Source organism: Lysobacter sp. Root690 (assembly GCF_001427785.1).
GTDB lineage: Bacteria > Pseudomonadota > Gammaproteobacteria > Xanthomonadales > Xanthomonadaceae > Lysobacter.
Map to the genome: position 1 here is coordinate 513,807 of NZ_LMHM01000001.1, position 24,836 is coordinate 538,642.

Annotated in this window: 26 protein-coding genes and 1 pseudogene; 4 read left to right on the forward strand and 23 right to left on the reverse strand. The window is 64.3% G+C overall.

The window, feature by feature from the left end; all coding sequences use genetic code 11:
* The first annotated feature begins 501 nt into the window (after window positions 1-501).
* Window positions 502-960, forward strand: coding sequence for a hypothetical protein (locus ASD86_RS02240; protein ID WP_056106408.1), 459 nt, complete (start codon window positions 502-504; stop codon window positions 958-960).
* Between the two features lie 85 nt (window positions 961-1,045).
* Here the strand turns inward: ASD86_RS02240 and ASD86_RS02245 are convergent, their stop codons facing one another.
* The 9 genes and pseudogenes from ASD86_RS02245 to ASD86_RS02285 all read right to left on the reverse strand — a co-directional run bounded on the left by ASD86_RS02245 (window position 1,046) and on the right by ASD86_RS02285 (window position 9,022).
* Window positions 1,046-2,305, reverse strand: coding sequence for a D-alanyl-D-alanine carboxypeptidase family protein (locus tag ASD86_RS02245; RefSeq protein WP_082577978.1), 1,260 nt, complete (start codon window positions 2,303-2,305; stop codon window positions 1,046-1,048).
* A gap of 187 nt (window positions 2,306-2,492) precedes the next feature.
* Window positions 2,493-4,109, reverse strand: a complete 1,617-nt coding sequence (locus ASD86_RS02250) for a septal ring lytic transglycosylase RlpA family protein (protein ID WP_056106410.1) — start codon at window positions 4,107-4,109, stop codon at window positions 2,493-2,495.
* A 68-nt stretch (window positions 4,110-4,177) separates the two neighbouring features.
* Window positions 4,178-5,326: pseudogene (gene mltB, locus ASD86_RS02255) on the reverse strand (lytic murein transglycosylase B); the annotation flags it as partial.
* Between the two features lie 226 nt (window positions 5,327-5,552).
* Window positions 5,553-5,951: a type II toxin-antitoxin system PemK/MazF family toxin gene (locus tag ASD86_RS02260; RefSeq protein ID WP_056106413.1), complete on the reverse strand. Its 399-nt coding sequence runs from the start codon at window positions 5,949-5,951 to the stop codon at window positions 5,553-5,555.
* An 88-nt stretch (window positions 5,952-6,039) separates the two neighbouring features.
* Complete coding sequence (locus tag ASD86_RS02265; RefSeq protein WP_056107066.1) at window positions 6,040-6,258, reverse strand: DUF4287 domain-containing protein; 219 nt, start codon at window positions 6,256-6,258, stop codon at window positions 6,040-6,042.
* A gap of 61 nt (window positions 6,259-6,319) precedes the next feature.
* Window positions 6,320-6,772: a hypothetical protein gene (locus tag ASD86_RS02270; RefSeq protein ID WP_056106414.1), complete on the reverse strand. Its 453-nt coding sequence runs from the start codon at window positions 6,770-6,772 to the stop codon at window positions 6,320-6,322.
* A gap of 172 nt (window positions 6,773-6,944) precedes the next feature.
* A complete protein-coding gene (locus ASD86_RS02275) occupies window positions 6,945-7,580 on the reverse strand; it encodes a HEAT repeat domain-containing protein (protein WP_162253594.1) in 636 nt (211 codons plus the stop codon).
* Window positions 7,581-7,625: 45 nt separating this feature from the next.
* Window positions 7,626-8,645 carry a hypothetical protein gene (locus ASD86_RS02280; RefSeq protein WP_056106418.1) on the reverse strand — a complete coding sequence of 340 codons (1,020 nt, stop codon included), beginning with the start codon at window positions 8,643-8,645 and terminating at the stop codon, window positions 7,626-7,628.
* 32 nt (window positions 8,646-8,677) lie between these two features.
* A complete protein-coding gene (locus tag ASD86_RS02285) occupies window positions 8,678-9,022 on the reverse strand; it encodes a CPCC family cysteine-rich protein (protein WP_200957159.1) in 345 nt (114 codons plus the stop codon).
* Window positions 9,023-9,181: 159 nt separating this feature from the next.
* Between ASD86_RS02285 and ASD86_RS02290 the strand changes: the two genes are divergently transcribed.
* From ASD86_RS02290 to ASD86_RS02300, 3 genes are all read left to right on the forward strand, one after another.
* A complete protein-coding gene (locus tag ASD86_RS02290; RefSeq protein ID WP_056106422.1) occupies window positions 9,182-9,886 on the forward strand; it encodes an isochorismatase family protein in 705 nt (234 codons plus the stop codon).
* 61 nt (window positions 9,887-9,947) lie between these two features.
* On the forward strand, window positions 9,948-10,853 hold the full coding sequence (locus ASD86_RS02295) for a LysR family transcriptional regulator (protein WP_056106424.1): 906 nt from the start codon (window positions 9,948-9,950) through the stop codon (window positions 10,851-10,853).
* Window positions 10,854-11,013: 160 nt separating this feature from the next.
* Complete coding sequence (locus ASD86_RS02300; RefSeq protein ID WP_082577981.1) at window positions 11,014-11,862, forward strand: alpha/beta hydrolase; 849 nt, start codon at window positions 11,014-11,016, stop codon at window positions 11,860-11,862.
* A gap of 54 nt (window positions 11,863-11,916) precedes the next feature.
* Here the strand turns inward: ASD86_RS02300 and ASD86_RS02305 are convergent, their stop codons facing one another.
* The 14 genes from ASD86_RS02305 to ASD86_RS02370 form a co-directional block, all read right to left on the reverse strand.
* Window positions 11,917-12,663 (reverse strand): ankyrin repeat domain-containing protein, encoded by a 747-nt coding sequence (locus tag ASD86_RS02305; protein ID WP_056106428.1) that lies wholly within the window; start codon window positions 12,661-12,663, stop codon window positions 11,917-11,919.
* Between the two features lie 96 nt (window positions 12,664-12,759).
* Window positions 12,760-14,346: a PepSY-associated TM helix domain-containing protein gene (locus tag ASD86_RS02310; RefSeq protein WP_056107069.1), complete on the reverse strand. Its 1,587-nt coding sequence runs from the start codon at window positions 14,344-14,346 to the stop codon at window positions 12,760-12,762.
* Between the two features lie 9 nt (window positions 14,347-14,355).
* Window positions 14,356-14,676: a hypothetical protein gene (locus ASD86_RS02315; protein WP_056106430.1), complete on the reverse strand. Its 321-nt coding sequence runs from the start codon at window positions 14,674-14,676 to the stop codon at window positions 14,356-14,358.
* Complete coding sequence (locus ASD86_RS02320; RefSeq protein WP_056106433.1) at window positions 14,673-14,957, reverse strand: hypothetical protein; 285 nt, start codon at window positions 14,955-14,957, stop codon at window positions 14,673-14,675. The genes ASD86_RS02315 and ASD86_RS02320 overlap by 4 nt, the downstream gene beginning before the upstream one ends.
* A gap of 91 nt (window positions 14,958-15,048) precedes the next feature.
* Complete coding sequence (locus tag ASD86_RS02325; protein ID WP_235567637.1) at window positions 15,049-17,271, reverse strand: TonB-dependent siderophore receptor; 2,223 nt, start codon at window positions 17,269-17,271, stop codon at window positions 15,049-15,051.
* Between the two features lie 263 nt (window positions 17,272-17,534).
* Window positions 17,535-17,906: a VOC family protein gene (locus tag ASD86_RS02330; RefSeq protein WP_056106435.1), complete on the reverse strand. Its 372-nt coding sequence runs from the start codon at window positions 17,904-17,906 to the stop codon at window positions 17,535-17,537.
* A gap of 145 nt (window positions 17,907-18,051) precedes the next feature.
* Entirely contained in the window at window positions 18,052-18,432 is a 381-nt protein-coding gene (locus tag ASD86_RS02335) for a VOC family protein (RefSeq protein WP_056106437.1), read from the reverse strand.
* 103 nt (window positions 18,433-18,535) lie between these two features.
* A complete protein-coding gene (locus ASD86_RS02340; RefSeq protein WP_056106439.1) occupies window positions 18,536-18,826 on the reverse strand; it encodes a hypothetical protein in 291 nt (96 codons plus the stop codon).
* A 285-nt stretch (window positions 18,827-19,111) separates the two neighbouring features.
* On the reverse strand, window positions 19,112-20,716 hold the full coding sequence (locus ASD86_RS02345) for a hypothetical protein (RefSeq protein ID WP_157476031.1): 1,605 nt from the start codon (window positions 20,714-20,716) through the stop codon (window positions 19,112-19,114).
* 422 nt (window positions 20,717-21,138) lie between these two features.
* Window positions 21,139-21,447, reverse strand: a complete 309-nt coding sequence (locus ASD86_RS02350; RefSeq protein ID WP_056106443.1) for a hypothetical protein — start codon at window positions 21,445-21,447, stop codon at window positions 21,139-21,141.
* A 219-nt stretch (window positions 21,448-21,666) separates the two neighbouring features.
* Entirely contained in the window at window positions 21,667-22,656 is a 990-nt protein-coding gene (locus tag ASD86_RS02355; protein WP_056106445.1) for a hypothetical protein, read from the reverse strand.
* Window positions 22,657-22,864: 208 nt separating this feature from the next.
* Window positions 22,865-23,395 carry a hypothetical protein gene (locus ASD86_RS02360; RefSeq protein WP_162253595.1) on the reverse strand — a complete coding sequence of 177 codons (531 nt, stop codon included), beginning with the start codon at window positions 23,393-23,395 and terminating at the stop codon, window positions 22,865-22,867.
* Window positions 23,396-23,434: 39 nt separating this feature from the next.
* Complete coding sequence (locus ASD86_RS02365) at window positions 23,435-23,830, reverse strand: hypothetical protein (protein ID WP_157476033.1); 396 nt, start codon at window positions 23,828-23,830, stop codon at window positions 23,435-23,437.
* Window positions 23,831-24,023: 193 nt separating this feature from the next.
* Window positions 24,024-24,413 (reverse strand): hypothetical protein, encoded by a 390-nt coding sequence (locus ASD86_RS02370; protein ID WP_056106450.1) that lies wholly within the window; start codon window positions 24,411-24,413, stop codon window positions 24,024-24,026.
* Window positions 24,414-24,836 lie beyond the last annotated feature (423 nt).

The window sequence follows — 24,836 nt, forward strand, 5'->3', positions numbered from 1 at the left end:
ATCGCAGCGCTGGATGAACTGCGCGGCTTCAAGCCCAAGCAAAAGCGACATGGCCTTCCTGTAGGAGCGGCGCAAGCCGCGACCGCGGGAATGCAACTACGGCGCAGGTTGCGAGGCTGTCGTAATGGCGCGGTCGCGGCTTGCGCCGCTCCTACAGAAAGGCCATGAGGATTACGATCCACTCATGCACAATCGCGCGGGGTTGTGAACCATGGTCATTGCAAGTGAGATGCCTACGCGGCACGCCCCACGCCGGACATCCTCCCGCAGTGGCGCACGACGCACATCCATGTCGCCGCCCTATGAATGGGCTTTTGCTAGCGCAAGCTACAGGCTTCGCGGCGCTGGATGGACTGCGCGCCTTCGAACATACGCAAAAACAAACCCGCAATGCCTATTGTGGAACGTCAGCACGCCCCCCCTGCCGAACCAATTGCACCGACCAAACCTGGCGCCGGCAGCACTGATAGGCTGTAGCAGGCCGCCCCAGAAATATCGCGCATGACCATAGATCCCTACGCCGCACCCAAAAGCCAGATCACGCCGGCGCATCCGCAGCGACCGCGGCCCAGCCGCTGGTGGTGGCTGTACTTCGCGATTCTGTGCGCATTGTTGCTGGCCGGAATGTGGATGCAATGGCGCATCGGCATGCTGGCGCTGACCTCGCTGCTGCCCACCTTGTTGAACCTGTGGGGCATGCTCGGGCTGGTTGGCTTCATCACCGCGCGGCCGATCGGGCCACGTTGGCAATGGCTGATCTGCCTGATATTGACCTCGGCACAACTGAGCGTGGTCATCCTGTTGCTACTGGGCAATCTGCTAGCGTCCGGATGGACCTCCGAACACCTCGTGGCCCTGTTTGCACTGACCGGACCGGTGTTGATGCTGCCATTGCTGCTGGCGCTGACCCGCTATCATTTCGACTTCGGCCATCTGTGGACGCAACGCGCCAACGACTGAATGCGCATCCAAGCCGAACCGCCGAACACGAAAAAGGCCGGCGAATGCCGGCCTTTTTCGTGCTGCGATGAGCATCGAAGCGGACTTACTCCGACTCCCACCACATCCAGAACTCATCCCACAGGCGCTTGAAGAAACCGCCCTCTTCCACCGCCGCCATCGCCACCAGCGGACGCTGCGCGATCACCTTGCCGTCGAGCATGACCTTGACCGTGCCGATCGCCTGGCCCTTCTTGATCGGCGCGACCAGGCTCTTGGGCACGTCCATGCTCGGCTTGAGCAGCGGGTACTTGCCGCGCGGCACGGTCACCAGCAGCGGCTCGGCGACGCCGAGCTGGACTTCGGCGGTCTGGCCCTTCCACACCTTCTGCTGGGCGATCACCTTGCTGGTGTCGTACAGCTTGTGGGTTTCGTAGAAGCGGAAGCCCCAGTTGAGCAGCGCCTGGCTGTCGGTGGCGCGCTGGGCTTCGGAGGTCGAACCCATCACCACCGAGATCAGGCGCTGGTCGCCGCGCAGGGCCGAGGCCATCAGGCAGTAACCGGCCTTGGAGTGGTGGCCGGTCTTGATGCCGTCGACGGTGTTGTCGCGCCACAGCAGCAGGTTGCGATTGGGCTGGGTGATCGGCCCGACTTTGAGTTCCTTGATCTTGTTGTACGAGTACGCGACCGGGAAATCGTGAATCAGCGCGCGACCCAGCAGGGCCAAGTCGTGCGCGGTGGAGTAATGATTCTCCTGCGACAGGCCGTGCGGATTCACGAAGTGCGAGTTCTTCAGGCCGATGCGCGCGGCGTACTGGTTCATCAGCGCGGCGAAGGCGTCTTCGCTGCCGGCGACGTGCTCGGCCAGGGCGATCGCGGCGTCGTTGCCGGACTGCACCACCATGCCTTTTTCCATCTCCACCAGCGGCGCGGTCTGGTTGACCGCGAAGCCCGAGTAGCTGCCGTCGGTGGCCGCGCCGCCCTTGCGCCAGGCGTTCTCGGTCATCATCACCTGGTCGGTGTCCTTGACCTTGCCGCCCTTGAGCTCGGCGGCGATCACGTAGCTGGTCATGACCTTGGTGATGCTGGCCGGCTCGACCCGCAGGTCCGGGTTGTGACTGGCCAGGATGTTGCCGCTGGCCGCGTCGATCAGGACCCAGGCGGTGCCCTGGATCTGCGGCGGCGGCGGAACCGGCAGCGAATCGCTGGCCGGCGGCAGCGCCGCGGCGGGCGTGGCGGCGGCCGGTGCGGCGGCGGGCTTGGCGGCCGGGGTTTGCGCCGAGGCGAAACCGGCCCCGAGCGTTACCAGAAATGCCGAGGTCAGCGCGGCGAAGGCGGCTGCGCGCGAGGTGGAGCGAAGGGTCATCGTTGAACTACTCCGGAGGCCGGCGGCGTGCCGGCCGAGGGTGTGTGGGGTTCCGGCGTCGGCGTCCTGGCGTCCACCGCGGGTATGGGACGGACCGGGCGTTCCTTCCCCAGTCCGCGAAGTCGTGCATCGTGCCTGAGATGGACGATCCTTGCAGCCGCCCGGCACGCCGGACGGCCGCTGCAGTTCAGTCGCGCACGCGTTGCGGCTGGCCGAATCCCAGACCGACGATACGGGCGGCGAGTTCCGGCGCGGCATCGGCCTGCAATGGGCCGACCCGCAAACGCCAGACCTTCTGGCCGTTGGCGGCATTGCCGTCGAGCAACTTGGCGGTGCCGATCCCGGCGCCGCGCAACATGGTCAGGGCGCGGTCAGCGTTGCTGCGCGCGGAGAAGCTGGCGACCTGCAAGACCACATCGCCAACGCTGGGCGTGGCGGCGGCGACCACCGCGGCGGCCTTGGCCGGGCTCGGCGGCGGCGGCGCGGCCGGCGGCGCCGGCAATGCGGTCGTGGCGGCCACGGCGGTCGCGGGCGATGCCTTGCCGGCTTTCTTCGCGGCTTTTTCGGCCGCGGACAAGGCCTTTGCTTGTTCTTTCTGCTGCTTGGCCATGGCGCGCTGCTCGGCCCGGCTCAGCGGCTTCGGCGGCGCCAGGGCCACGCCCTTGCCGGTCGCAACGCGGACCTGACGGGTCTTCATCCACGCGTCGAACTCGTCGGCGCTCATCGACTTGCCGTTCTGCATCATGTCGAAGCGGTAATCGCCCGAGGCCGACGCGACGGTGGCCGGCTTGGCCGCGGTGGCGGTCGTGGCCGGCTTGCCCGTCGCGACCGTGGTCTTGACCTCGGCGGCCGGCGTCGCGGCGGTCGGCAGCGGCTTGCCCGTGGCGACGGTGGTCTTGACCGGCGCGGCGACCGGCGCGGGTTTGCCGGTCGCCACGCGCACGCCCGGCGGCAATTCGCCGGCGTTCGCGCTGGCGATCGGCATCGCCGAAACCAGACGGTCGATCGCCGACGGCGACGCCGGCTTGGCGGCTACCGCGACCGGCTGCGGCGGATTATTGGCCGCGCTGGCGTACAGCGGCGGCGCCGCCTCGCCCGGATGCAGCGCGCGCACCTCGACCCGACCGGTGCCGCGCTGGGTGATGCCCAGCTTGACCGCGGCGGCGTAGCTCAGGTCGATCACCCGGCCGTCATGGAACGGGCCGCGGTCGTTGACCCGCACCGTCACCGACTTGCCGTTGTCGATATTGGTGACCCGGGCGAAGCTCGGCAGCGGCAAGGATTTATGCGCGGCGGTGAAGGCGTACATGTCGTACACCTCCAGGTTGGAGGTGCGGCGGCCGTGGAATTTCTGGCCGTAGTACGAAGCCGTGCCGGTCTCGACGTAATCGTCGTGCGAGTCCAGCACCTTATAGGTCTTGCCCAGCACCACGTACGGCGAGCGGTTGCCGAACTGCGAACGCGCCTCGGCGACGACTTCGGGTTCGGGGATCGAATCGACATCGGGAATGTAATCGGGCGTGGTGTCGCTGACACCCGGCGCGTACAGGCCGCCGGCCTTGTAGTTGCCGCGCTTGCTGAGGTCTTCCTGCGCCGGCGCATACGGCGATTTCTTACGCCCGCCATGCGACGACGACGGCAGGCCGGCGCTGTGGACATGGCCGCGGTCGGGCAGCGCGAGCGCCTGGGAGCCGGATTTCTTGGGAGAACTGGCGCAGGCCGCGAGGACCAGCGGCAGCGCGGCGACGATCAGCCGACCGAGCGCATGTGCGATCGGCAGCCGTTTCGGGCCGGCGCCGCTCATGCCCGCGGTGCCTGGGGTTCGACCGTCGGGGCCGGCGCGACCGCCGGGCTGGACACGTTCACGGGTGCGGCCAAGGGATTCTCCCGTCCGGCGATCGCCTCGGCCAGCTGGTACACCGCCATGCCGTAATGCTTGGAGATGTTGTAGCGGGTGATCGCATAGAAGTTGCGGAAACCGAGCCAGTATTCGGGACCGTTCACACCATCGAGATTGAGCAGCGTCGCGGTCTCGGCCGGCGCCACCGGGGTCTGCGGGCGATAGCCGCGCGCGGCCAGATCACTGAGCGAATACACCGGGTCCATGTTCTCGGGCACGAAGTCGGCCGCGGTCGCATCGCGATTGGCGCGCGCGACCACCGGACCGCCGCGCACCCAGCCGCCCTTCTTGACGAAGTAGTTGGCGACCGAGAAAAACACGTCGTCCAGATCGGTGAACAGATCGCGCTTGCCGTCGCCGTCGCCGTCCACCGCGAACTCGCGATAGCTCGACGGCATGAACTGGCCCCAGCCCATCGCGCCGGCGTAGCTGCCGGTCAGGGTGGTGATGTCGATCTTTTCTTCCTTGCCCAGCGCGAACAGTTGGGCGAGCTCGCCACGGAAGAACGCCTCGCGGCGGTTCTCGCGATCGAGCTTGGTCGGATCGCCCGTGCGCGGGTAAGCGAAGGCCAGCGTGTACAGCGCATCGACCACGTTGTACTTGCCGGTGTTCTTGCCGAAGCTGGTTTCCACGCCGACGATCGCGACGATGATCTCGGCCGGGACCCCGGTCTGCGCCTGCACGCGATCGAGCTGCGCGCGGTGCTCGGCCAGGAACGCCTTGCCGCCGTCGATGCGCGCCTGGGTGATGAAGATCGGGCGGTAATCGCGCCACGGCTTGGCCTCGGCCGGCCGCGACATCGCCGCGACGATGCTGTCGCGGATCTGCGCCTTGGCCAGCACCGACTCGATATAAGCTGGGTCGACACCGTACTGGCTGGCGGTATCGCGCACGAACTGCGCGCGCGCCTGCTCGATCGGCATCTGCACCACCGGCGGCGGCAGCGCGGGTGTGCCGACCACCGGAGTAGCGGGCTTGACCGGCGGCGGCAACGCGGGCGTCGCGGCGGCAGCCTGGGCGGTGGCGATAGGGGATACGGAAGGCGTCTGCGTAGCGCAGGCGGCCAACGCGAGCGTGAGTGCGCCGAACAGGGCGCAACGGGCGGTATGGCGTCGGGTCATTGGCGCGAGGGTAGCACGCGGGCCCGTGGTAAAAAAACCTTGGGTTTGCGGGACTTAACCGATTTTGTTCACGTCAGGTTGTCGAATTGAAAGCGGCCGCGAGGTGGCTTGTCGATGCCTGGGCTCGATGGTGAAACATGAATAGCGGGCAGGGTCGACCGTGAAGCCGTGCGGGCAGCGAAACGAAGCGGCCGATCGCCCCTCGTGCGCGGCGACGCCCTGGCCCTCAGCGCCGCTCGAAGAACGACGCCTGCAGAAACCGCATCCCCGCCAGGACCTGCGCCACCCGCTGCGCCGACAACACGCCGATGTGCTCGCCCAGGCGCGCCTTGTACAGCGACGACACCTGCGAGACCACCACCACGCTGCGCTTGGCCAAGCCGCCCTCCCCCGCCTCCAGCGCGACATTGCCCGGCTCGCTGGCGCGGGCCGGGTTCGAACTGAGCGCGCAGACCACCACCGTGCCGATGCGCGAATGATTGAACACGTCGTCCTGCACCACGACATGCGGATGCGCGACCCCGGGAATTGATCCGCGCGACGGGTCCGGCTCGATCCAGAACACATCGCCCTGATTCACGACCCTCGCGAGCACCTGCTGATTGGCTTGATCGTCTCGGTCCATGCTCAAGGCGAATGCAGAAGGACGGTTGAAGAAGAAACGGTGGCAACGCAACGACGCGCACGAAGGCGCGCGTCGTTGCCCACCGCGCTCAAGACTTCCCGGCCCGCGCCAGATGGTAGGCGACGAGCGCATTGGCGTGGCCATGGCCCATCTGATGCGCGGTCTTGAGATGGGCGACCATCTCCATGTGCTTCTTGCCGTTCAATCCCTCAAGCACGCCCAGCCAATACGCGATGGGCTGGCCGTAGTTCTTTTCGATCGAAGGGAAATACGAGGCCGGGCCTTTCACTTTCGCGTCGTCGCTCATGTCGTGCGTTTCCATGTCGATAGCGGATCAAGGCGGCTAATCTATCGCAAAGATCGCGGCGCTACCCCGCCCCGCCGAGCACTTGATGGGCGTTGCCGATCGTCAGATGCAACGCCGGAGAAGGTTCGCGCGGCAGCCCGAGCTCTTCGCGGACACTCAGGGCTTGCGCGCACGACACCGGACACCACACGAACCCCTCGGTTTCGCATACCACCGGGTCGTAGTCGAACTCGACCGTCGCGCCGTCCAGCCTCTTCCAGGCCGCGGCGTTCGGCGGAACCTCACCGCGGATCACCGAGATATGCGGGCCCCACAGCGGACTTTGCAGCGCGCGCGTGCGGCGATGGCCGAGCAGGAATTGGTGGCGCAGATAACGCCCGAGTTCGGGATCGCAATCGATGATCAACCACCACCAGGTACTGCCGCCGTCGCGACGCGTATGGCCCGCGCCGGGGCCAAGCTCGGGGCTGTAGCGAATTATCCCGGTGGAACGCAGCAATAAGGGGCGCGGCATGGAAGGTCGTCCTTGAAGGGTGGCGCGAGTGTCAATGCGGGATTGTATGAATCGCAACTTGGCCGGCAGCCGGCTCACAACGAACACGCCTTCTTCAGCAACATCTCCCGCGCGGGCGCACTCATGCCGGATCCGATGCGGCAACCGATCGAAGCGCGCACACGACCGGGTGTTACCCGTCTTCAGCCGCCCCACCATCGTGCTCGCGCAGCTGCTGCGCGAATCGACGAAGCTGCGGCCGCGTGTCCTGCAAGGCATCCGCCAACAAGGCCGCAAGGCGCGGCGACTTCAATTGGCGCAGACACTCCAACGCCGACATCCGCGCCCACTCCTGATTCTCGTCGACACGCTGCCACTCGCCCCAAGCCAACGCTTCCGCCGACTGCACGCCGAGCGCGGCCAGCGAGCGGATCGCGCGACGACGCACGTACTCGTCGTCATCGCGGGCCAAGGCCAGCAACAGGCCCTCGGCTTCGTCGCCGCGCGGCAACTGCCCCAGTTCGACCGCCAACTGCCACCGCGCCTCGGCCTCGCCTTGAACAAGCGCGGCGCGGGTAAGCCACAGCAGGGCGTCGGGATGTCGTTTGCGGATTTCACGGACCAAGTATTGAGCATCGCGGTCGCGAGCGATCGCATACAACACCTGCCCGATATCGGCATCAGGCGCCGCCCGCCCCGCGCGTCCGCCGACCCAATCCAGAACGGCCTCATACCAGGCCGGCCACGCCTCGTACACGCATTCCCACTGGCCGTCGTGCATCGCCAGACCATCGGCCCAGTGGCGGAATCGCTCGGTTTCTGACTTCAAGTCGGGCATCGCTAGCTTTCGTACCTCTTGTCCGCTCCGCGAGCGCTAGACGATCAACTCGCTATGGGTAATGTTGTAGAACAGCCCGCTATCCACCACCAGATCGGACAGGTCCTGCCCAGTGTCGATGGCCGCGAACTGCGCCTTGTCGACAAACATCCGCCGATGAATCAGCGCCCGCAGCACCTCACCGAACAAGCCATCGTTGCCGAGGTAGCGCCTGAGATTCAACACATCTTCCGGGCGATCCTTCAGGACATGAAAGGAGTAGTTCATCAGGATCATGTTCGACACGAACAAACGGTCGTTCGACTGATGGCGATCCACGGCGGCGGCCAGCGCCTCGAACACCCGCCCCGGATCGCGCGCCAACGCATCCACGAACCGATCCGAATCGATCAAATCGGCGTTGCGATCGTCGAAGCTCAAGCGAAGCTCCGGGTCACCGGGAGCGGCCACAAACGCCACCACCGCACGATGGAACCCATGCATGCACGACAGCAGCGCATGCTCCTTGGCGCGTTCGATGCCCAGCGAGCCGTACACCTCGTCGACCACCTGGGAAAAATCGACCTCCACCAGCTCGTCGGTGGCGAACATCATCCTGTTTCCCGACAGCCTCAGCCGGGCTCGCACCTCGTGATCGATGCTCAGCTCGAACAACAGGAAATACAGCGCCTTGCTCCGGACATCATCGCCGCCCTCGATCGGACGCTGCTTCAGCGCCAGCAACTGCAGCACGTAAAAGAATATGAAGTAATCCTTATTGGTGCGCTGACGTCGATCGACCTCGAACACGAGAGCCAAGCGCGAGAGGACCACGACGATGGCATCCAGATCCGCTTCGCTGTAGCCGCGCTTATGCATCGCCCGCGCCAGCGCCTTCCTCGGCAACAGATCATGCCAACGCACCAGCGGCACCGCCGTGCCGCCGGCGTTTGTGGCCGCCAGCAGGAACTGCGAAGGCTCGGCTTGCACATACACAAGCGGGCCGAAGCTGCCCGGCCCAGGCCCGGCGTCGAGGAAGCTGTCCAGCTTCTGAAAAAACAGGTCGGCCAGGTTCATCGTGGTTCGCTGGGATAGTGCAGGCACGCTCGTCATAACTCTTCCGGCCGAGGCGCACGAACCCGCGTCAGGCGCTCGCGCGCCGAGGCGCCGAACTGCCGATAGTTGGCCCGCGCCTGGGTCAGACTCAGCGCGCCATTGGGACCGCCAAGCACTTCGTCCGCGTTGTCGTTGTCCTGGCCGTCGTCCTCCCAACCGCAGACCTCGCAGATTTCGTATCCGCCGCGTTCGCCGAGGGTTTTGCAGCTGCAGCAGGGGCAACGTAAAGGCGAGCCTTGCAGGTCGCAGATCATGCCTGCCATCTGTTTTCCGCTCCGAATCGGACTTTCGACATACAGCCACTGTATCGCGATGACGCCGGAAAGGACTATGCGCATGGCGTGGTGTCGACAGCGTTGCGTACAACCCTCGCGCGTCACACCGACCTGCGCATCGACCTGTGCGCAAACCGCACAGCTGCTGTACGCGCAACCCGCTAAGCGATCCGACCGAAGCCGCGCATCATGCCCGCCATCCAAACCCCACAGGCCCATCGCATGCGAATTTCTGCCCTTCTCGGACTCGCCACGCTCTCGATCGCCGGCATCGGCGCCGTCGATGCAACCACCCCGACCGCCGAACAGCACCCCACCATCCGCGCCATCGCCGGCGCCACCCCGATCTCAAGCCTGCAGGCGGGCAAGACCGCCTTGCTCGTGATCGACTTCCAGAACGAATATTTCGCCGGCGGACGCATGCCCATCCCCGACGGCGACGCCGCGCTGCGGCAAACCCGTCGCCTGCTGGAATTCGCCGATCGCCACCGCATCGCGGTCATTCACGTCCAGCACGTCCTGCCCGCCGGCGCGCCGCTGTTCGCCGACGGCGGAAACACGGTGAAGTTCCACGCATCGATGCAGCCGCGCGCCAATGAGCCGGTCGTGCAGAAGGATGCGGTCAGCGTGTTCGCGGGCGTTTCGGCCGGTGCGATCGAAAAAACCTTGAAGGATGCCAACGCCGACACCTTGATCATCGCGGGCCTGCAGACCCATGCCTGCGTGGCCGGCGCGGCGCGCGACGCGGCCGCGAAGGGTTACAAGGTCATCGTCGCCTCCGACGCCACCGCCACCCGCGATCTGGCGCTGCGCGATGGCGCGCGGGTCGACCATAAGCAATTGCACGCCTCGGCGCTGGCCGAAATCGAGGACACCTTCGGCGACGTCATGAGCACCGACCGCATCATCGCGCTGCCGGTCCACTGATACCCTTGACCCGGAACACGGCATCGGCGCCCCGCCGATGCCGTCCGCCTGGAGTCGAGTGATGGACCAATTGTCAGCCATGCGCGCCTACCGCAGCATCGTCGAATCCGGCAGTTTCACCCAGGCCGCCGAACGCCTCGGCACCACCCACACCTCGCTCTCGCGTCAGTTGGGTCAGCTGGAGAAACACCTCGGCGTGCGCCTGCTCAATCGCAACAGCCGCGGCCTCACCACCACCGAGGCCGGCGCGCACTACTACCGCGACTGCATCGACATCCTCGAACGCATGGACGCCGCGCAGCAGCGCTTGAAGGACGACCCGTTGCTGCCGTCGGGCGTGTTGCGCCTGAGCCTGCCGCACGCGGTCGGCGCGCTCGAGCTGGGACAGTGGCTGCCGGGCTTCGCGCAGCGCCATCCGCAAATCCATCTGGATATCTCCTGCGACGATCGGATCGTCGATCTGGTCAAGGGCGGCTTCGATATGGCGATCCGCATCTCCGGGCCGCTGGCCGACAGCAGCCTGGTCGCGCGCGAACTCGCAGTGTCCGACCGCGTGCTCGTGGCCGCGCCGCAGTACATCGCTCACCACGGCCTGCCGCGCACCACCGCCGACTTTCAGAATCATCAACTGCTGGCCTATGCGGGCGACGGCCCGACCCTGCAATTGACCTCGCACCGTGGGGAAGTGGCGTCGGTCAAGGCCGGCGACCGGCTGCGGCTGGATTCGATCCTGTCGCTGCACGCCGCGGCGATGGCCGGACAAGGCATCGCCGCGCTGACTTACCTGACGGTTCATCAAGACCTCGCCGCCGGCCGCCTGCTGCGCCTGCTGCCGCAGCACCATGCCGGCCAGCGCCACTATTTCGCGATCTATCCGCATGCGCGCCAGCTGACGCCCAAGGTGCGCGCCTTCACCGAGTTCATGCGCGCGCATTACGCGGCGGCGCGGCAAGGCAATGGGGCGTAAGCATCGGCGGCGCCCAATCGAACGATGACGGCGACCCTCCGCCGCGAAGTGTGCAGCCGCGAGCTACCCGAAATGCGACGTCGACTGATCGTTTTCGCTGGTTTGGCGAATCATCGATCATGACAAGACGCCTTATAGCCTTTTTTGGAAAGGACCCCAGATGCGAATCGCATGGCTGACAGGCCTGTTTTTACTCAGCGGCTGCGTGCTGCACGTATCCGAGAAAAACATCGTCCAGGCGAAACCGGGAGCGGCGATCGAATCGGGCACCAGCGCCGATGGTGCATGGACCATCAAGGCGATCTCGCTTCCGCTCGAACCCGGCGCGGTACTGCGTGGCGCGCTCTTTCAGAGGCCCGGCGCGGTCGCGACCGTGCTGTACTTCGGTGGTAACGGCTTCGTTCTCAGCCAGCACTATCAGTACGTGCTGCGCATCTACAAAGACTTGCCCGTCGACATCGTGGCCTTCGACCATCGCGGTTACGGCGGCAGCACCGGCACCGCGTCGCTGGACGCGATGATGGCCGATGGGCCGCTGCTCTACGACTACGTCAAGACGCTGCCGACAGTCGCGACCAGGCCACTGATCGTGCATGGCCACTCGCTGGGCAGTTTTGTCGCCGGAGAGGTCGCGAAGCAACGCTCGCTCGATGGTTTGGTGCTGGAATCGTCGGCGACTTCCGCGGAACAATGGGCGAACGGTTTCGCCGATGCGTCCATCTGGATCCGCAAGGGCGTGGTGGATTCAAGCCTGGCGGGGCGCGGCAACCTGAAGATGATGGCGACGCTGGATGAACCCGTCCTCATCGTGTCGGGCGCGGACGACACCACCACGCGCCCCGCGATGGCCAAGGCGCTGTTCGACGCCGCGGCCGTTGCGGATGCCAGAAAAATCCTGCTTGTCGTCGCGGGCCATGGCCACATGGACGCGTCGCTGAGCGCCGAGTATGTCGAAGCGTTCGATCGGCTGTACTTGACCGATGCACATGGAGACAGTCAGCGGAACTAACGAACCGGTGAGATCGCTTTCTCGGTCGCGACCCGCCGTGTAGAGCCAACCGTGCTATCGCTGGAGGTGAACCTCAACCGCCGACTTTGCTCCACGCGCCTTGAGCCATGCGGCCAGTTCGTCGTACTCGCCACGTTCAGCCGCATCGAGCGGCGTCATGGGCTCCCACGGCGCCAACCAGTTCACGTCCGCACCGCGCTCAAGCAGATACTCCGCCGCATCGCGCTGGCCGCCGTGGCAGGCGCACCAGAAAGCCTCATCGATCGCTTCACGGTCGGGCACGGCCTCGGCGGCGAACATCGCCTCGATGCGATCCATCAACCCGAGTGTCGCGGCGTCCGACAGCGTTACCTGCGCACCGCGCTCGACCAACCGGTGCGCGGCCCGCCACTGCTTGAACGCGGTCGCATCGGCCAGCGGCGAGCCGCCGCCGATCACCGCACCCGCGGCGTCGATGTCCGCGCCGGCATCGAGCAAGGCATCGAGCACCGCGACGTCATCGCAACTCGCCGCCCAGTGCAACGGGGTTTCCTGATGCGTACCCACAAACCGAGCGTTGACGTCGGCGCCGGCCGCCACCAGGACGCTCACCGTCTCGGCACCGTTGGGAAAATGGCCCGGCCAATCGCTGACGATGTGCAGCAGCGTGCGCTGCGATCCGTGAGGATCACCGGCGGCGATCGTGCAAGTGGCGAGGTCGGGATGCTCCAGCAGCAGGCGCTTCAACGTGGCCACATCGCCGGCCTGGATCGCCTCGACGACCGCGACCGCGATCGGGTCCTTGGTGCTGATCGTGTTCATCGTCCACCCGGTTCATCAAACGCGAGGAGAGACGCAGGATATCCGGGGCGCGCGGGATCTGTCCAAGTTGCGCGTCGCGCGATCCACCTGCCTCGCTCAGCTCCCGCTGCGCGCCGTCGTTGCCGCCCAGACACTGTCGCTGTGGCCGTTGCGCATGCGCCGACGGGTATAGCGAGCGATCAGCACGAACACCGGCACGGCCACCAAGGCAGCGAGATCCACCACCACGCCATAACCGGGATGATTCCAGGCCCCGCCAAGGCCCAACGCGCCGGCCAGGCTCGACAGCGGAATCAACAAGGTCAGCACTGCGCACCATCCCAGCAGCTCGACCGCGCCGCGCCCGGCGCCGCGCGCGAACGCCCAGGCCACCGCCGCCACGAACACCGCGTAGTAAATGCCCTGGTGCCATGCGGCCAGATCGTCCACGCGCGTGGGCAGCCACTTGGTCGCGGCCAGCGTGGCGGAGATGCCGGCCACGCAACCCAGCGAAACGCCCACGGTGAGATGACCCAGCGCGCGCGCAGAACGAGTCTGCACCACCGGGCCGTTGCCGCGATCTTTCTTGCGCCGCGATTCGATCCACAGCAGGTTGCCGGTGTAGAACAACATCGCGCCGGCCAGGCCCATCAGCAAATACATCCAGCGCACTGTGTTGCCGCCGAAACTGCCGAAGTGAAGCATGAAGAAGGCGTTGACCGAGCCGTTCCAGCCGTCCATGTGCCCCGGCAGATCGTGCGTATCGACCTCGCCGGTGTACGCGTCCAGATGCGTCGAGGAATAAGTGCGCGCGCGCGTGCCGTGGCGGGTATCCAGGCCGGTTACGCGCGCTTCCACGCGATCGTCGCCTTGTTCGAAGCTGAATCCGTAGACGCGAAAACCCGGCAGCTGCTCGTTGACCCGACGCAGCAGCTCGGTCGCCGGCAAGGGCCGCGCACCGGGCGGTGGCGGCGGCGCGTGTTCTTCCTCGCCCCATTGGATGCCGTTGGCGTACACCAGCTTGTCCTGGACGTCGTAGAACTCGTCATGGAACGCGAACACCACGCTGGTCAGGGCCATGACGATATGGAACGGCAGGCTGACCAGACCGAGCGCGTTGTGTACGTCGAGCCACATGCGCTTGATGTTCTTGCCGATGCGCAGCGCGAACACATCCTTGACCAAGGTCGGCAACAGGATGATCAACCCCGAGACCAGGGCCAGCGCATACAGCAAGGCCACCGCGCCCATGAAGAAGCGCGAGATCTCGTGCGGAAACGGCAGGCCGACGTTCTGATGCAGATCGTCGATCCACTGCGCCACCGGGGTCTTGCGGATCTTCTCGACCTGCAGCACGCCGCCGGGACCGAAGCTGGCGCCGAATTCGGTGACATCGCGACGGCTGGCGCCGCGCACGCGCCAGATCACCCGCGCGGGCACGTCAGGCGCGGTTTCGACCAGCACGAGGTAGTTCTTGGCCGCTTCCGGGTGCGCGGCGAGCACGGCGTCGACCAGCTCCGGCGCGCGCTCCAGCGCCACTGGCGCCGACAACGTCGACGGCGGCGTGGCCCAGCGCTCCAGCGGCTTTTCGAACATGGTGATCGCGCCGCCGTAGAACGCGACGAACAGCATCAGGCCAGCGATGATGCCGACCCAGATATGCACGTCCTTGTAGACCTTGATGATGTCGTTGCGCAATTTCATCGGCATTCCTTACGCCATCACCGAACGCACGATCCACAGCGCGCCGAACGCCACAACGTTCGCCGCGCCGAGCCAGCACCACGCTCGCGCGCTGGTGCGGAACAGGAACACGAACGACAGCGCCATGCACCAGATCGGCGATATCAGCCACATGTTGAACTGGATCTTTCCGCCGCCACCGTCGATGCCGCCCGGCCCCAGCCACGCGAACAGTCCGGACAAGGCCAGCGCCAGGCCGAAGCCGAGCAGCAACCCGGCCGAGCCCTTGCCGAACCAGTGACGGCTTTGCAGACGTGGACGGCTTTCCGAAGACGGCTGTTTGTCGCTCATGGCTTGACCCGGCGACGCTGATGACGCCAGGCGCCGAGGAACGGCGCCAGCGTCGTGACCAGCATCAGCACCGTCAGCCACAGCGCCACCGCTTCGACCGGCCCCATCGCCGGCCACAGCAACACCAGCGACAGCAGTGCGCAGATCGCACCCGGCCAAATGCCGCGTCGCGCGGGCCACGGCCCGGCGGCGCGCCATTGCTGCTGCGGCGAAGCGAGATACAGCAACCCACCGGCCGCGACCGCGAACAGCAGCGCGGGAATCAACAGCCACACGTTCATGCGTTTTTATCCTGCCTAGTCATGCGCACAGCGCGAGGCCGACGCGACCCGACTGCGATGAACACGCGTGGCAATGCGCCGCCATCGCGCATCACCAGCCGAACCGCACGCTCGCCACGACCGTGCGGCCGGTGGCGTAGAAGCACGACGAAACGCCGCCGCAGGTCGACACATAGGTCTTGTCGCTCAGGTTGCCGATGTTGAGCGCGAACTGAGTGCTCGGACCGTTGCCGCCTTCGATGCGATAACGGATCGCCGCGTCGAACACCGTGTACGACGGGATGCGGTAGAGATTGGCGCTGTCACCGTAGCTCTCACCGTTGTGGCGCACGCCGGCGGCGAACCCCAGACCCTGCAACGCGCCGCGCTGCAGGGTGTAGTCGGCCCAGATCGATGCGGTCCAGTCCGGCACCATGCTCAGCTGCTTGCCCTGCACGTCGGGCGTACCGCGGGTGATTTCCGAATCCATGCGCGAGGCCGCGCCGATGATGCTGAAGCCTTCCAGCGGGGTGACCCGCCCTTCCAGCTCCAGGCCGCGCACGCGTCCCTCGCCGCTCTGCACCTGGCAACGGCTGGCGCCGGTCGACCCGCAGGTGACGTGGGTCGGGTCGGGATCGTCGGTGAGGATGTTCTGCTGACGCAGGTCGTAGGCCGACAGCGTGATCAATCCGTCGAAGCCCGAGGGCTGGAATTTGATTCCGCCTTCCCACTGTTTGCCGGTGATCGGATCGAACGGCGTGCGCGTATGGCTTTGGTTGATATCGGTGGTCGGCGGCTGGAACGACTCGGCGTAGCTCAGATACGGCGACCAGCCGTTCGCCGCCGCGTACAGCACGCCGGCGCGACCGGTGAACGCCTCGTTCTTCAGACGCGTGCGTGCCCACGGCGTGGTCCGGCCGGTGGCGACGGTGTAAGTCGCGGTCGCGGTGTCGTCGTCGGTGCGGTCGTAACGGCCGCCGAGCAGGAAACGCCAGTTGCCGACCGCGACCTGATCCTGCAGATAGGCGCCGAATTGTTCGTTGACGCCGCGCGACAGGCCGACCGAGCGGGTAACCGGCACATAACCGGTATACACCGGTTTGAAGATATCGATCGGCGCGGGATTGCTCATCGCGCCGCGGCCGCCGTTCCAGTCGGCCTTCTGCCAGTCCACGCCGACGATCAGCGTATGCGCCAGCGCGCCGGTGCGGAACTTGCCTTGCACTCGGGTATCGACGGTGTCGCCGTCGGACTCGCCCTCGCCCCAGGTTGCGCGGCGGTTTTGAGTGCGACCATCCGGATTCAGCGCGCCGCTGGTGACCACGGTGCGGAACAGCGATTCCACGTGGGTGCGGCGCGCGCTCTGGCTCAGGCTCCAGTGATCGTTGAAGGCATGCTCGAACAACCAGCCCGCGGTCCAGATATCGCGGTTGAAGGTGTTCCAGTTCGGCTCGCCGATGAAGGTGCTGTTCTTCATCCGGCCATAGCGGGTAGCGACCAGCGTGCCGTCCATCGGCAGGAACTGATAGGTCGAGCCGCCCTCGTCCTTCTGATACAGGCCAAGCACGGTCAGGCGGGTGCGCTCGCCCATCTGCCACGAATAGCTCGGCGCGAGAAACCAATGCTTCTGTTCGGTGTGATCGATCTGGGTGTCGCCGTCGCGATACAGACCGACCAGGCGCAGCAGATGCGCGTCGTCGGCCATGGCGGTGCCGACGTCGAACGCCGCGCTGTACTGGCCGTGCGCGTCCAAGCCCAGTTGCAGCACCTGCTGCTGATCCGGCTGCGGCGTCTTGCTGACCTGATTGACCATGCCGCCCGGCGCGACCTGGCCGTACATCACCGCCGACGGCCCCTTGAGCACTTCCACCCGCTCCAGGTTCCAGCTGTCAAACATGGTCCGATTCCACTGACTGCCCTGCGGCGCGCGCATGCCGTCGAGGGTGACGTTATTACTCCAGCTGCCGGCGTCGTAGCCGCGGATGCGGAAGTCGTCGACGCGGTTGTCGATGCCGCCACTTTCCAGCGACACGCCGGCGACGTAGCGCATGGCCTCGTTGAGATTCTGCACGCCGCGCGCGTCGAGTTCCTCGCGCGCGATCACCGCGATCGATTGCGGGGTTTCGGCGACCGAGGTATCGGTCTTGGTCGCGCCCTGCGCGTGCGAGGTGACGCGGTAGGCGTTGACGCGCACTGCGTCGAGCGTCTGCGCGTCATCGGCCGGGGCGGACGACGAACTCTGCGCCGCCGCCGCGAACGGCAGCGACAGGACCAGGAGGACGGACAGGAACAGCGGAGACCGCGCGGGCGCGCGGAAGCATCGGGTTGCGGACACGGAGTCGGCCTCGATCGATGAGGTCTGGCTGACTGCGTGTGCAGCGGCTGTTGGGGGAATGGTAGCAAATGCGAACGGTTCGCAACAATAAACGTGCGGTGCGCCTCGGTCTTCGGCCGGGACGAACTTGTTGCGAGCGTGTCCGGCGGTGGCCAGGCCCCTGCTCTCGCCTACGCTGATGTTGAAACGCTACCGCATAGATGCAGCGGATCGGCAACCTCTACGCCGAGCGACACCGACGCAGGCCCAACCGGCGGATCGAGTTAAACGTGCTGATCGAGCATGATCACGTTGCCGTCGGGATCGGACAGGATGATATGCGCCGGGCCGGTGCTGTCCGGGTCGGCTCGCGTAGTGATTTCGACGCCCTGCGCCTCTAACGACTTCTGCACCTCGCGCACATCCGTGAACGACGCCAACGCGCTGGCGCTTTGATCCCAGCCCGGATTGAAGGTCAGGATGTTCTTGTCGAACATCCCGCGAAACAGACCGATCACGGTCGACCCGTTGCGCAGGATCAACCAGCCCTGCGCCTGATCGCCGGCCATCGGCGAGAAGCCGAGCTTCTCGTAGAACGATCGGGACGTCTCGATATCCTTCACAGTCAGGCTGACGGAAAATGCACCGAGTTCCATGAGTCACCTTTCAGGTCGTGGAGCGCTGTGTATCGGTTGATCAGCATCGCCGCCGGCATGGATTGCTTGGAACACTGATTTCAACACTGTCAGCGCCTTGAGCGAACCGTTCCGGCAATCACTGTGCCGATCCGCATTCGCCCAATCAATCCCAGGCCGACGCGTTCTTGGGAAATCCGGGGCGCTGAACCCGCACCACGCAAAACCGCTGCCCCGTCGGCGCCTGCATCACCACCCATCGCTCCAGCCGATCGACCACGCGCGCGCCCAAAGCCTCCAGCCGCGCCACCTCCGCGGGAATGTCGTCGGTCTCGATGTCGATATGAACCCGGCTCTCATGCTCGACCTTCTGGATCTGCACGATCGGCTCGTCCGGTGGCGTTTCCAGCATGCGGTAGTTGCCGCGGGTTCCCGGATGATCGGGATCGACTGGTCGGCCCAACGCATCGGCCCAAAATTGGGCGGCCTGATCGATGTCCGGTGTATTGCAATCGATCAGCAGTGCGCAAAGGCGGGAATAGTGCATGGTCGGCTCCTCGATCCGCGGGGCGAGCCGTGAGTGTAGAGAAAGCGGCCTCTCTCGGCGTCAAGAAAGAGAGCGATTGCGCCCCGCTCCCACGACGTTCCCGTCACATCCCTGGGAACCAACGGCTGCGCATATCGCTCAGGAATTCGTCCGTGATCGGAAAGCCCGATGCCGACCCAATCACCGCGTCGACCCCGCAACGCGGGCATAAGGCCGTGGTGCCGGTTTCGCTATCACTGCCGTCCGGCGCATCGTCCGGCGCATCGATCCATTCATCGATCGCGGCGGGAGCGAAAGTAGACAAGCAGTAGAAACAGCCGCACAACACGCTGGTTTCCAATTCCCGCCGATGATTGGCGCTGTGCTTGTGAGCGAGATCGCTGTCAAACCTCATGGCTTACCCCTGATCCCTGGACAAACCTTTCCGGCCTTGCGCGTGCGCGTGGCGTTTGGTCGCTTACGCCGAATACGGAAGGCAGAACCGACTTCCCCGGGATCCACTTCGACCCCGGAACTGAAGTATGCGCCGGGCCAAGTTTGGAGCGCACCATGACCTGGCCGGCTTACCTCAATCATCCGAGCCTGATGCAATCTCGTCCGCCGAAAAAAATTTGGGCCCGCCGCTCACAGCACGAGCGAACGGGCCCATCGCTACCTATTAGGAATCAGCGCCGCTGGATCAGCGATAACCCTCGTTCAAATACGCGGCCTCGTACGTCCCGGAGAAGCACAGGCGCTCGCCGGTCTGGCCCGGATAGGTGTTGTCGTAAGCCACCAGGGTCAGCGAACCGCCGCGGATCACGCCCTGCAGCATCTTCCCCGACACCGCGTCCGCGCGCCCGCCGCAGACCTGGACGCTGTTGGCGCGGGCCGGCACGGGTAGCGGAACGATGACCGAACCACTGGCGGTCTGATTGTTGGCGATGACCACGTGGCCCGAGAAATGGATGGTCTTGCCCTCGGCGGACCAATGGACCTCGCACGTCGCCTGAAAGCTGCCCGACTGCGGCACGGCCGTGGGCGCATGTTGCCGCCAGCCACCGATCTTCTCGGAGATATCGCCCAGGTTGTTGCTCGCGAACTGCGCCGAGATGCGCGCGTTCTCGCTGCCCTGCACCGATTGAACGCCCCAACCACGATTGTTGTCGATGCTGACGCCGTCGCCGAGAACCACATAGGTCGACGCATCGTCGACCCGCACGCCGTCTTGAAGGTTGTTGAAGATACGGCCGGCGCCCATGACGAAGCTGCTCTGCGGCCAGGTCTTGATGTAGACGCCGTGCAGCTTGGAGCTCCCGATAAAACCGTGCGAAACGACCGTCCCGCCGCTTGCCGCCGGATCGTCGATATAGATGCCGTACGACGACACCGTGTGGACGCCGTCGGCGATGTAGTTCGCGCCCAGGATGATTTCGCGGTTACCGGGCAGCGACGCGGACGGCTGCGAATTGTCGATGATCAGATTGGCGGTACCGTTCGCCAGAGTTTCGACCTCATCCAGATACAGACCGCCGAAGCCGCCCGCGCAGCGCACACCGCAGACGCCGTTGTTGGTCGAGTAGCCGTGGTCCAGATACAGGTCCGAGCACGATTGCAGATCGATGCCGTTGACCCGGATGCCGTCGCCCTTGGTCTGGCAGTCGAAGTCGGTCAGAAAGACCTGATGCGCGCCGTTGAGCCATACACCGTTCGCCGTGTAGTTCGCGTACAACTCGCCGCCGAAGGTGACGTCGGTAATGGACGAATTCGCCAACCGATTGGCCTTGAGCGCGAAGCCGCCGGTCATGTCGTAGTAGGAGAAGATCGAAATGCCCTTGATCTGCACGCCGTTCGAGTTGGCCGCGGCATTGCCGATCTCGAAGATGTTCACGTTGGTATTCGCGCTGGCGTAGAAGAACGCCGAGGCGTAACGACCGTGACCGACGATTCGCCAGAAATCGCCGCGCGCCGCGGTCACCGGCGCGGTGAGCTTGTAGTTGCCGGGCGGCACCACGCCGGTCTTGCGGTTCTGGGAAATGTCGGTCAGCCACATCTGGACCGCGGCGGTGTCGTCGGTGACGCCATCGCCCGCCGCCAGGTACGGCGCCTGCTTGAGATTGGCCACATCCGACGAACCGGCGGTAGTCGCCAGCAGCGATTGCGAACCGGGCGCGGGCGCCCCGCCGATCGACTGCGGCGTAGCCGCGTCCGCGCTTGTGCGCGCCGGCACGAATGCGGAACTCTGCGGCAGCGTCATGGACGCCACGCCCGCGGCGCCCACCGTGATGAATCCTCGTCTATCCATGTGCATCTCCATTCTAAAAATAGGCAGTGGGCTTCGATTCAAACCGCAGGGACACTGCAACTTGGCAGTTGCCTTGATAAGCGGACTGCAGACGGCTCGTAGAGGCTAAAGCGGCAGCCGCGATGTACCGCCGCGATCCATTAGATCAACTGACCATCTCGCGCCGTGATACGCCCATGGCCTTGCGGATGGCTGAGTCAGATCAGAACGAAAACAGGGGATTGAGTGGACTTGGCAGCGTCCACCCAGCCCCTGTTTTACTTAAAGTCTAAGGGCTCAGTGACAAAAAAAGGGATTGAAACAGACGAAGCAGACGAAACAGACGACACAGCGGTCTTTTTCGGCGCTGAGCGATAAAGACTAAAGGCGGAGTATCGGCAAGTTCCGGAGTGCCGGGCGTTTTTTCCGCGTCCGCTTGACGGTCAGCCGCCTACGCCGAACACGACGAAAGCGCTGACGAACAAACCCACGCCCGCAAGCACCGCCAGCGCCAATACGGCGATATCCGGGCCGCTGAGGTGAGTCCAATCGGCCAGACTTTCGGTGTAATCGTCTGGCTTACCCTGACGTGCGCGGGAGCGGGAGAACGCCCAGTTGGATGCGATCACGGGCAATGTAACGCCGGACAGCAAAGTCACGACACCCGGCAACGACACCTTGCCAGCCAGCGCGCACGCTACGCCTATAAACCAGAACATCAGGATCAATGCCCAGCGTCCCGCGTTGATCATGTGCCGCTCTCTTGTTGGCGCTCGACGCGCGGACGTGAGAAGTACTTTAGGGATGCACCTTTTCCATATGACCTGCTGAGTCATCGACGGACGATGCGCTCGGCATTTCGCAGTAGAACAGGGCCAGAGTAGTCTTTCTCGACTCGTAAAGAGAAAAACTACTCTGCCCCTTTTTTCCTTCATCAGACGATGCTTGCCGTTGTCTGTAACGACTGACGATTAGTGCGGTTCGCTCACGACGCGGGTAATCAGCAGTACACCCATGCGGTCTTCGCCCGCATCCCAGCCACCGTCTGCGTCCTCCGCAGAGACGTTCGCACCGTCTTTAGTCTCCACCGGGCTTCGCAGCGGCTGCTGTGCCATTTGCACGGTTAGGTCAAGCGGGGTATCCGCAGACATCATCTTGAGGATGCCCGCCATACGACTACCAGATCCCGCAACGGCTTGAGCTACAGCCGGAAGCTCTGCGCACACGCATTCTTGGATCAATGTAGCCACCAGTTTGTCCCAGTCGCAGGACTTTCCGTGAAGATCCGGGGTGAGCACGCACCGGGCGCCAATGTCGATATCGGGACGAAATGAAGCGACAGCGGCGATCACCTCACCAATTGTGTAATCGCAGCTTGTTCCGTCCATTGGTGCGCCGCAAAGCCAAGCAGCGCTTTGCTTGCATGCGTGGTTGAAGTCACGGTGTGCAGCCATAAACCACCCGTAGGAGCCCGGACCTGAATTCAGATGAAACGTGTCAATCTTTTGACCGCCGACGCTGTGCGGAAACAGATCGAAGCAACCCCAATTCGATAGAAGATATTGTTGATTGAGAGAACTTTTATCGATTTTTCCGAATAAAACCGTGAGCGCATTGGATATGTTTGGTTCTTGAAGCTTCGCCTGCATCAGAGCGCAACGACCGGTGAAGTCGCGGGGCGGTCGCTTAGGACTGATGACTTTGTTGAGTGCAATGATGGCTAGATCACCGAGCTCCACGCGAGACTGCAACCCCTGAAGCTCAGCATACGGGCGCTTGTCGATCCACCCGAAGGCGACTTGATAATCGCTGTATCCACTAGTGTCCGTGTTATTGAAGGCAACGCGCATCCCATCAAGCGAATTTTTGGAAAACATGGTCGCAAGCCGTCTCAACTCGTGGCCTTGCTTATGTACGTCTCGGCGATTCAACGCTTTGTCCAGCTCCGTGCTCAGCGCCATGGGAATCCTTCTTGAGTTGATCGGCTAGCGTCGCGAAACAGGGTCAGATTAGCCTTTCTCGGCTCTAAAGGAGAAAATTATTCTGTCTGCTGTCTGGACTTGAAGCCCACTCCGCTCCTGTTTTCAGTGAAACACGGGGCGGGCGGGGCTTTTCTCAACCCAAAGAGAGAAAGGCCACTATTAGCCGTCTTACTCCTCACTACTCGCCTCACTGGCACCTGTTGTAGGTCGTGGATCGCTCGCCGTCCGTCACGGTCAAGTAGTCGCCGCTCAGGACGTAGATATCCACGACCGGGTCTTTGTCTTCGTCGTGTTCCTCTATCGCCTCGATACGCCACGCCTTCGGCATCGCGGAAATCTGCTGGACCTGCTTCGGCGTATCGGAGTGCTCGTAGCCTTGCAGCCGACGGGCGGCGATCTTGAAACCGCCGTCGCTGTCGTAAGTCAGCGGCAGTTTGCAGGGGTTGGGGCCTGGTTCCCACTGACCTATGAGTGCCGCGGGATAGGACGGCTCCTGACTCTTCTGCGCGGCGCTTATCTTGGCGGCGCCTTGCGTCGCCCCGGGGTCTTTGGCTAGCGAACAGGCCGGCAACATCAACAATAGCGCGAGCGCTGATACGACGATTTTTCCAGTTCGCATGTCGATTGCCTTGGGGAGAAGATGTCGTTGCTTCCAGGGAAGGCCGAAACCGCTTTTCGGACAATGTGCATTGAGACGCGCCCCAGCTTTCCCTTCCATACTGGCGACGCTGCCTTAGTGCGGAGAGCGAAACTAGGCTCAATGTTGGTTGATCAAGTCCGCTGGCTGATCAGGCGCAAGCAGCACGGCGTTGAGCGTTCTTGAGAAATCGACTCTGGCCCGGGGCTTTTGGCTTCTGGCTTGAGCCGCGCCACCCTTCGCGTGCACCACGCGGGTGCACGCGAACGCCGCTGCGTTGCTCCCGAACACCGCGACGCTGCTTCGGAATACCGATTCGGTAATCGCGTAAGCCGTTCCGGTCTTACGGAAGACGAATTTCGTGTTCGCGAATACCAGCGAAGCACTCCGGAAGCCCGTCGCGGGCTTCCGGAATCTCTTTTCGGCATTACCAAAGACCAGCGCGGGATTCGCATGCACCACATTGGGGCTCCGGAAGGGCTCGATCGGATTCCGGAACACCGATTCGGCTTTCACGAGAGCCGAATCGGTATTCCGGAGAAGCTTTTTCGTGCTCTCGAATCTCTCAGCGCGACTACGGAAGACCTCCGAGGCCTTACGGAAGGACTCGTTTGCCTTCCGGAATGGAAAAAATACATACCGATAGTGCACGGGGCACCGAAAAGAAGGGAAACAGAGGCGCGGTCGTTCTCACGTCCAAGGCAGAAGACTAGGTTGATCCGTGTGGTCCGGATTCGACCGTATCGTCCGAGCCCCAGATGTTGGTCAACTTCCGGACGAAGACTGTCGGATCGTCCTCATCGACATAGCCCATGCCCTCGTCGCGCAGAATGCCGGCCGCGATCAGATCCGCGACGACCGGGTCCGTCAGGTCGGCGTAGTCGCTCAAGTCACCGAACGCGCCGCTCGCGAACGGCCACACGTCGTCGTGATCGTTGACGAACGCAATGGCGTCGCCGGGGTGCTCCAACAAATACCAAGCCACCACGGCGGCCGCCGCCGGATGCCCGGCAATCTCGCGCTTGGTCGATGCCGGCAGGTGGCGGAACGCGATCTGTTCGCGAAGGGTTGCGTTGACGAGGATGTAGCCGACGCTCATGGAGAACTCTCAGGCGGATTGATACGAAGCGGGGTCCGAAACAGGGGGCCGGTAATAGGCGGAAACAAAGATCAGATTGGACTTACGGAGAGTCCACTGCGCCCCCTGTTTATCCGATGTGCGACACGATTGCAGACGCTCGCGCGCATCGCTGCATGACAGCATATTCCGCAGCGTGACGACCACCGCATTAATCGAAAGTGGATAACTTGACAGGCCGGTCGCCGCGCACCACAGTCGGCAGCGCCTGATAGCGCTGCACACGCATGCGGCGCACTTCGCGGATCAGCAACTGACCGCACCACTGTCGTCATTGTTCTCTGGGGGGAACAGCCGCGCCGCAGCACGTCTGCCGCGTGGCTGGTAAAGGTTGGCGCGTGCGCGCCCGCCTCCTTCCCTATCCACCCGGTATCTGGAGAACAC

Coding starts and splice junctions, on each gene's coding strand:
- ASD86_RS02240 (WP_056106408.1), top strand. CDS start 502: ATGACCATAGATCCCTACGCCGCACCCAAAAGCCAGATCACGCCGGCG.
- ASD86_RS02245 (WP_082577978.1), bottom strand. CDS start 2,305: ATGACCCTTCGCTCCACCTCGCGCGCAGCCGCCTTCGCCGCGCTGACC.
- ASD86_RS02250 (WP_056106410.1), bottom strand. CDS start 4,109: ATGAGCGGCGCCGGCCCGAAACGGCTGCCGATCGCACATGCGCTCGGT.
- ASD86_RS02260 (WP_056106413.1), bottom strand. CDS start 5,951: ATGGACCGAGACGATCAAGCCAATCAGCAGGTGCTCGCGAGGGTCGTG.
- ASD86_RS02265 (WP_056107066.1), bottom strand. CDS start 6,258: ATGAGCGACGACGCGAAAGTGAAAGGCCCGGCCTCGTATTTCCCTTCG.
- ASD86_RS02270 (WP_056106414.1), bottom strand. CDS start 6,772: ATGCCGCGCCCCTTATTGCTGCGTTCCACCGGGATAATTCGCTACAGC.
- ASD86_RS02280 (WP_056106418.1), bottom strand. CDS start 8,645: ATGAACCTGGCCGACCTGTTTTTTCAGAAGCTGGACAGCTTCCTCGAC.
- ASD86_RS02285 (WP_200957159.1), bottom strand. CDS start 9,022: ATGCGCATAGTCCTTTCCGGCGTCATCGCGATACAGTGGCTGTATGTC.
- ASD86_RS02290 (WP_056106422.1), top strand. CDS start 9,182: ATGCGAATTTCTGCCCTTCTCGGACTCGCCACGCTCTCGATCGCCGGC.
- ASD86_RS02295 (WP_056106424.1), top strand. CDS start 9,948: ATGGACCAATTGTCAGCCATGCGCGCCTACCGCAGCATCGTCGAATCC.
- ASD86_RS02300 (WP_082577981.1), top strand. CDS start 11,014: ATGCGAATCGCATGGCTGACAGGCCTGTTTTTACTCAGCGGCTGCGTG.
- ASD86_RS02305 (WP_056106428.1), bottom strand. CDS start 12,663: ATGAACACGATCAGCACCAAGGACCCGATCGCGGTCGCGGTCGTCGAG.
- ASD86_RS02310 (WP_056107069.1), bottom strand. CDS start 14,346: ATGAAATTGCGCAACGACATCATCAAGGTCTACAAGGACGTGCATATC.
- ASD86_RS02315 (WP_056106430.1), bottom strand. CDS start 14,676: ATGAGCGACAAACAGCCGTCTTCGGAAAGCCGTCCACGTCTGCAAAGC.
- ASD86_RS02320 (WP_056106433.1), bottom strand. CDS start 14,957: ATGAACGTGTGGCTGTTGATTCCCGCGCTGCTGTTCGCGGTCGCGGCC.
- ASD86_RS02330 (WP_056106435.1), bottom strand. CDS start 17,906: ATGGAACTCGGTGCATTTTCCGTCAGCCTGACTGTGAAGGATATCGAG.
- ASD86_RS02335 (WP_056106437.1), bottom strand. CDS start 18,432: ATGCACTATTCCCGCCTTTGCGCACTGCTGATCGATTGCAATACACCG.
- ASD86_RS02340 (WP_056106439.1), bottom strand. CDS start 18,826: ATGAGGTTTGACAGCGATCTCGCTCACAAGCACAGCGCCAATCATCGG.
- ASD86_RS02345 (WP_157476031.1), bottom strand. CDS start 20,716: ATGGATAGACGAGGATTCATCACGGTGGGCGCCGCGGGCGTGGCGTCC.
- ASD86_RS02350 (WP_056106443.1), bottom strand. CDS start 21,447: ATGATCAACGCGGGACGCTGGGCATTGATCCTGATGTTCTGGTTTATA.
- ASD86_RS02355 (WP_056106445.1), bottom strand. CDS start 22,656: ATGGCGCTGAGCACGGAGCTGGACAAAGCGTTGAATCGCCGAGACGTA.
- ASD86_RS02360 (WP_162253595.1), bottom strand. CDS start 23,395: ATGGAAGGGAAAGCTGGGGCGCGTCTCAATGCACATTGTCCGAAAAGC.
- ASD86_RS02370 (WP_056106450.1), bottom strand. CDS start 24,413: ATGAGCGTCGGCTACATCCTCGTCAACGCAACCCTTCGCGAACAGATC.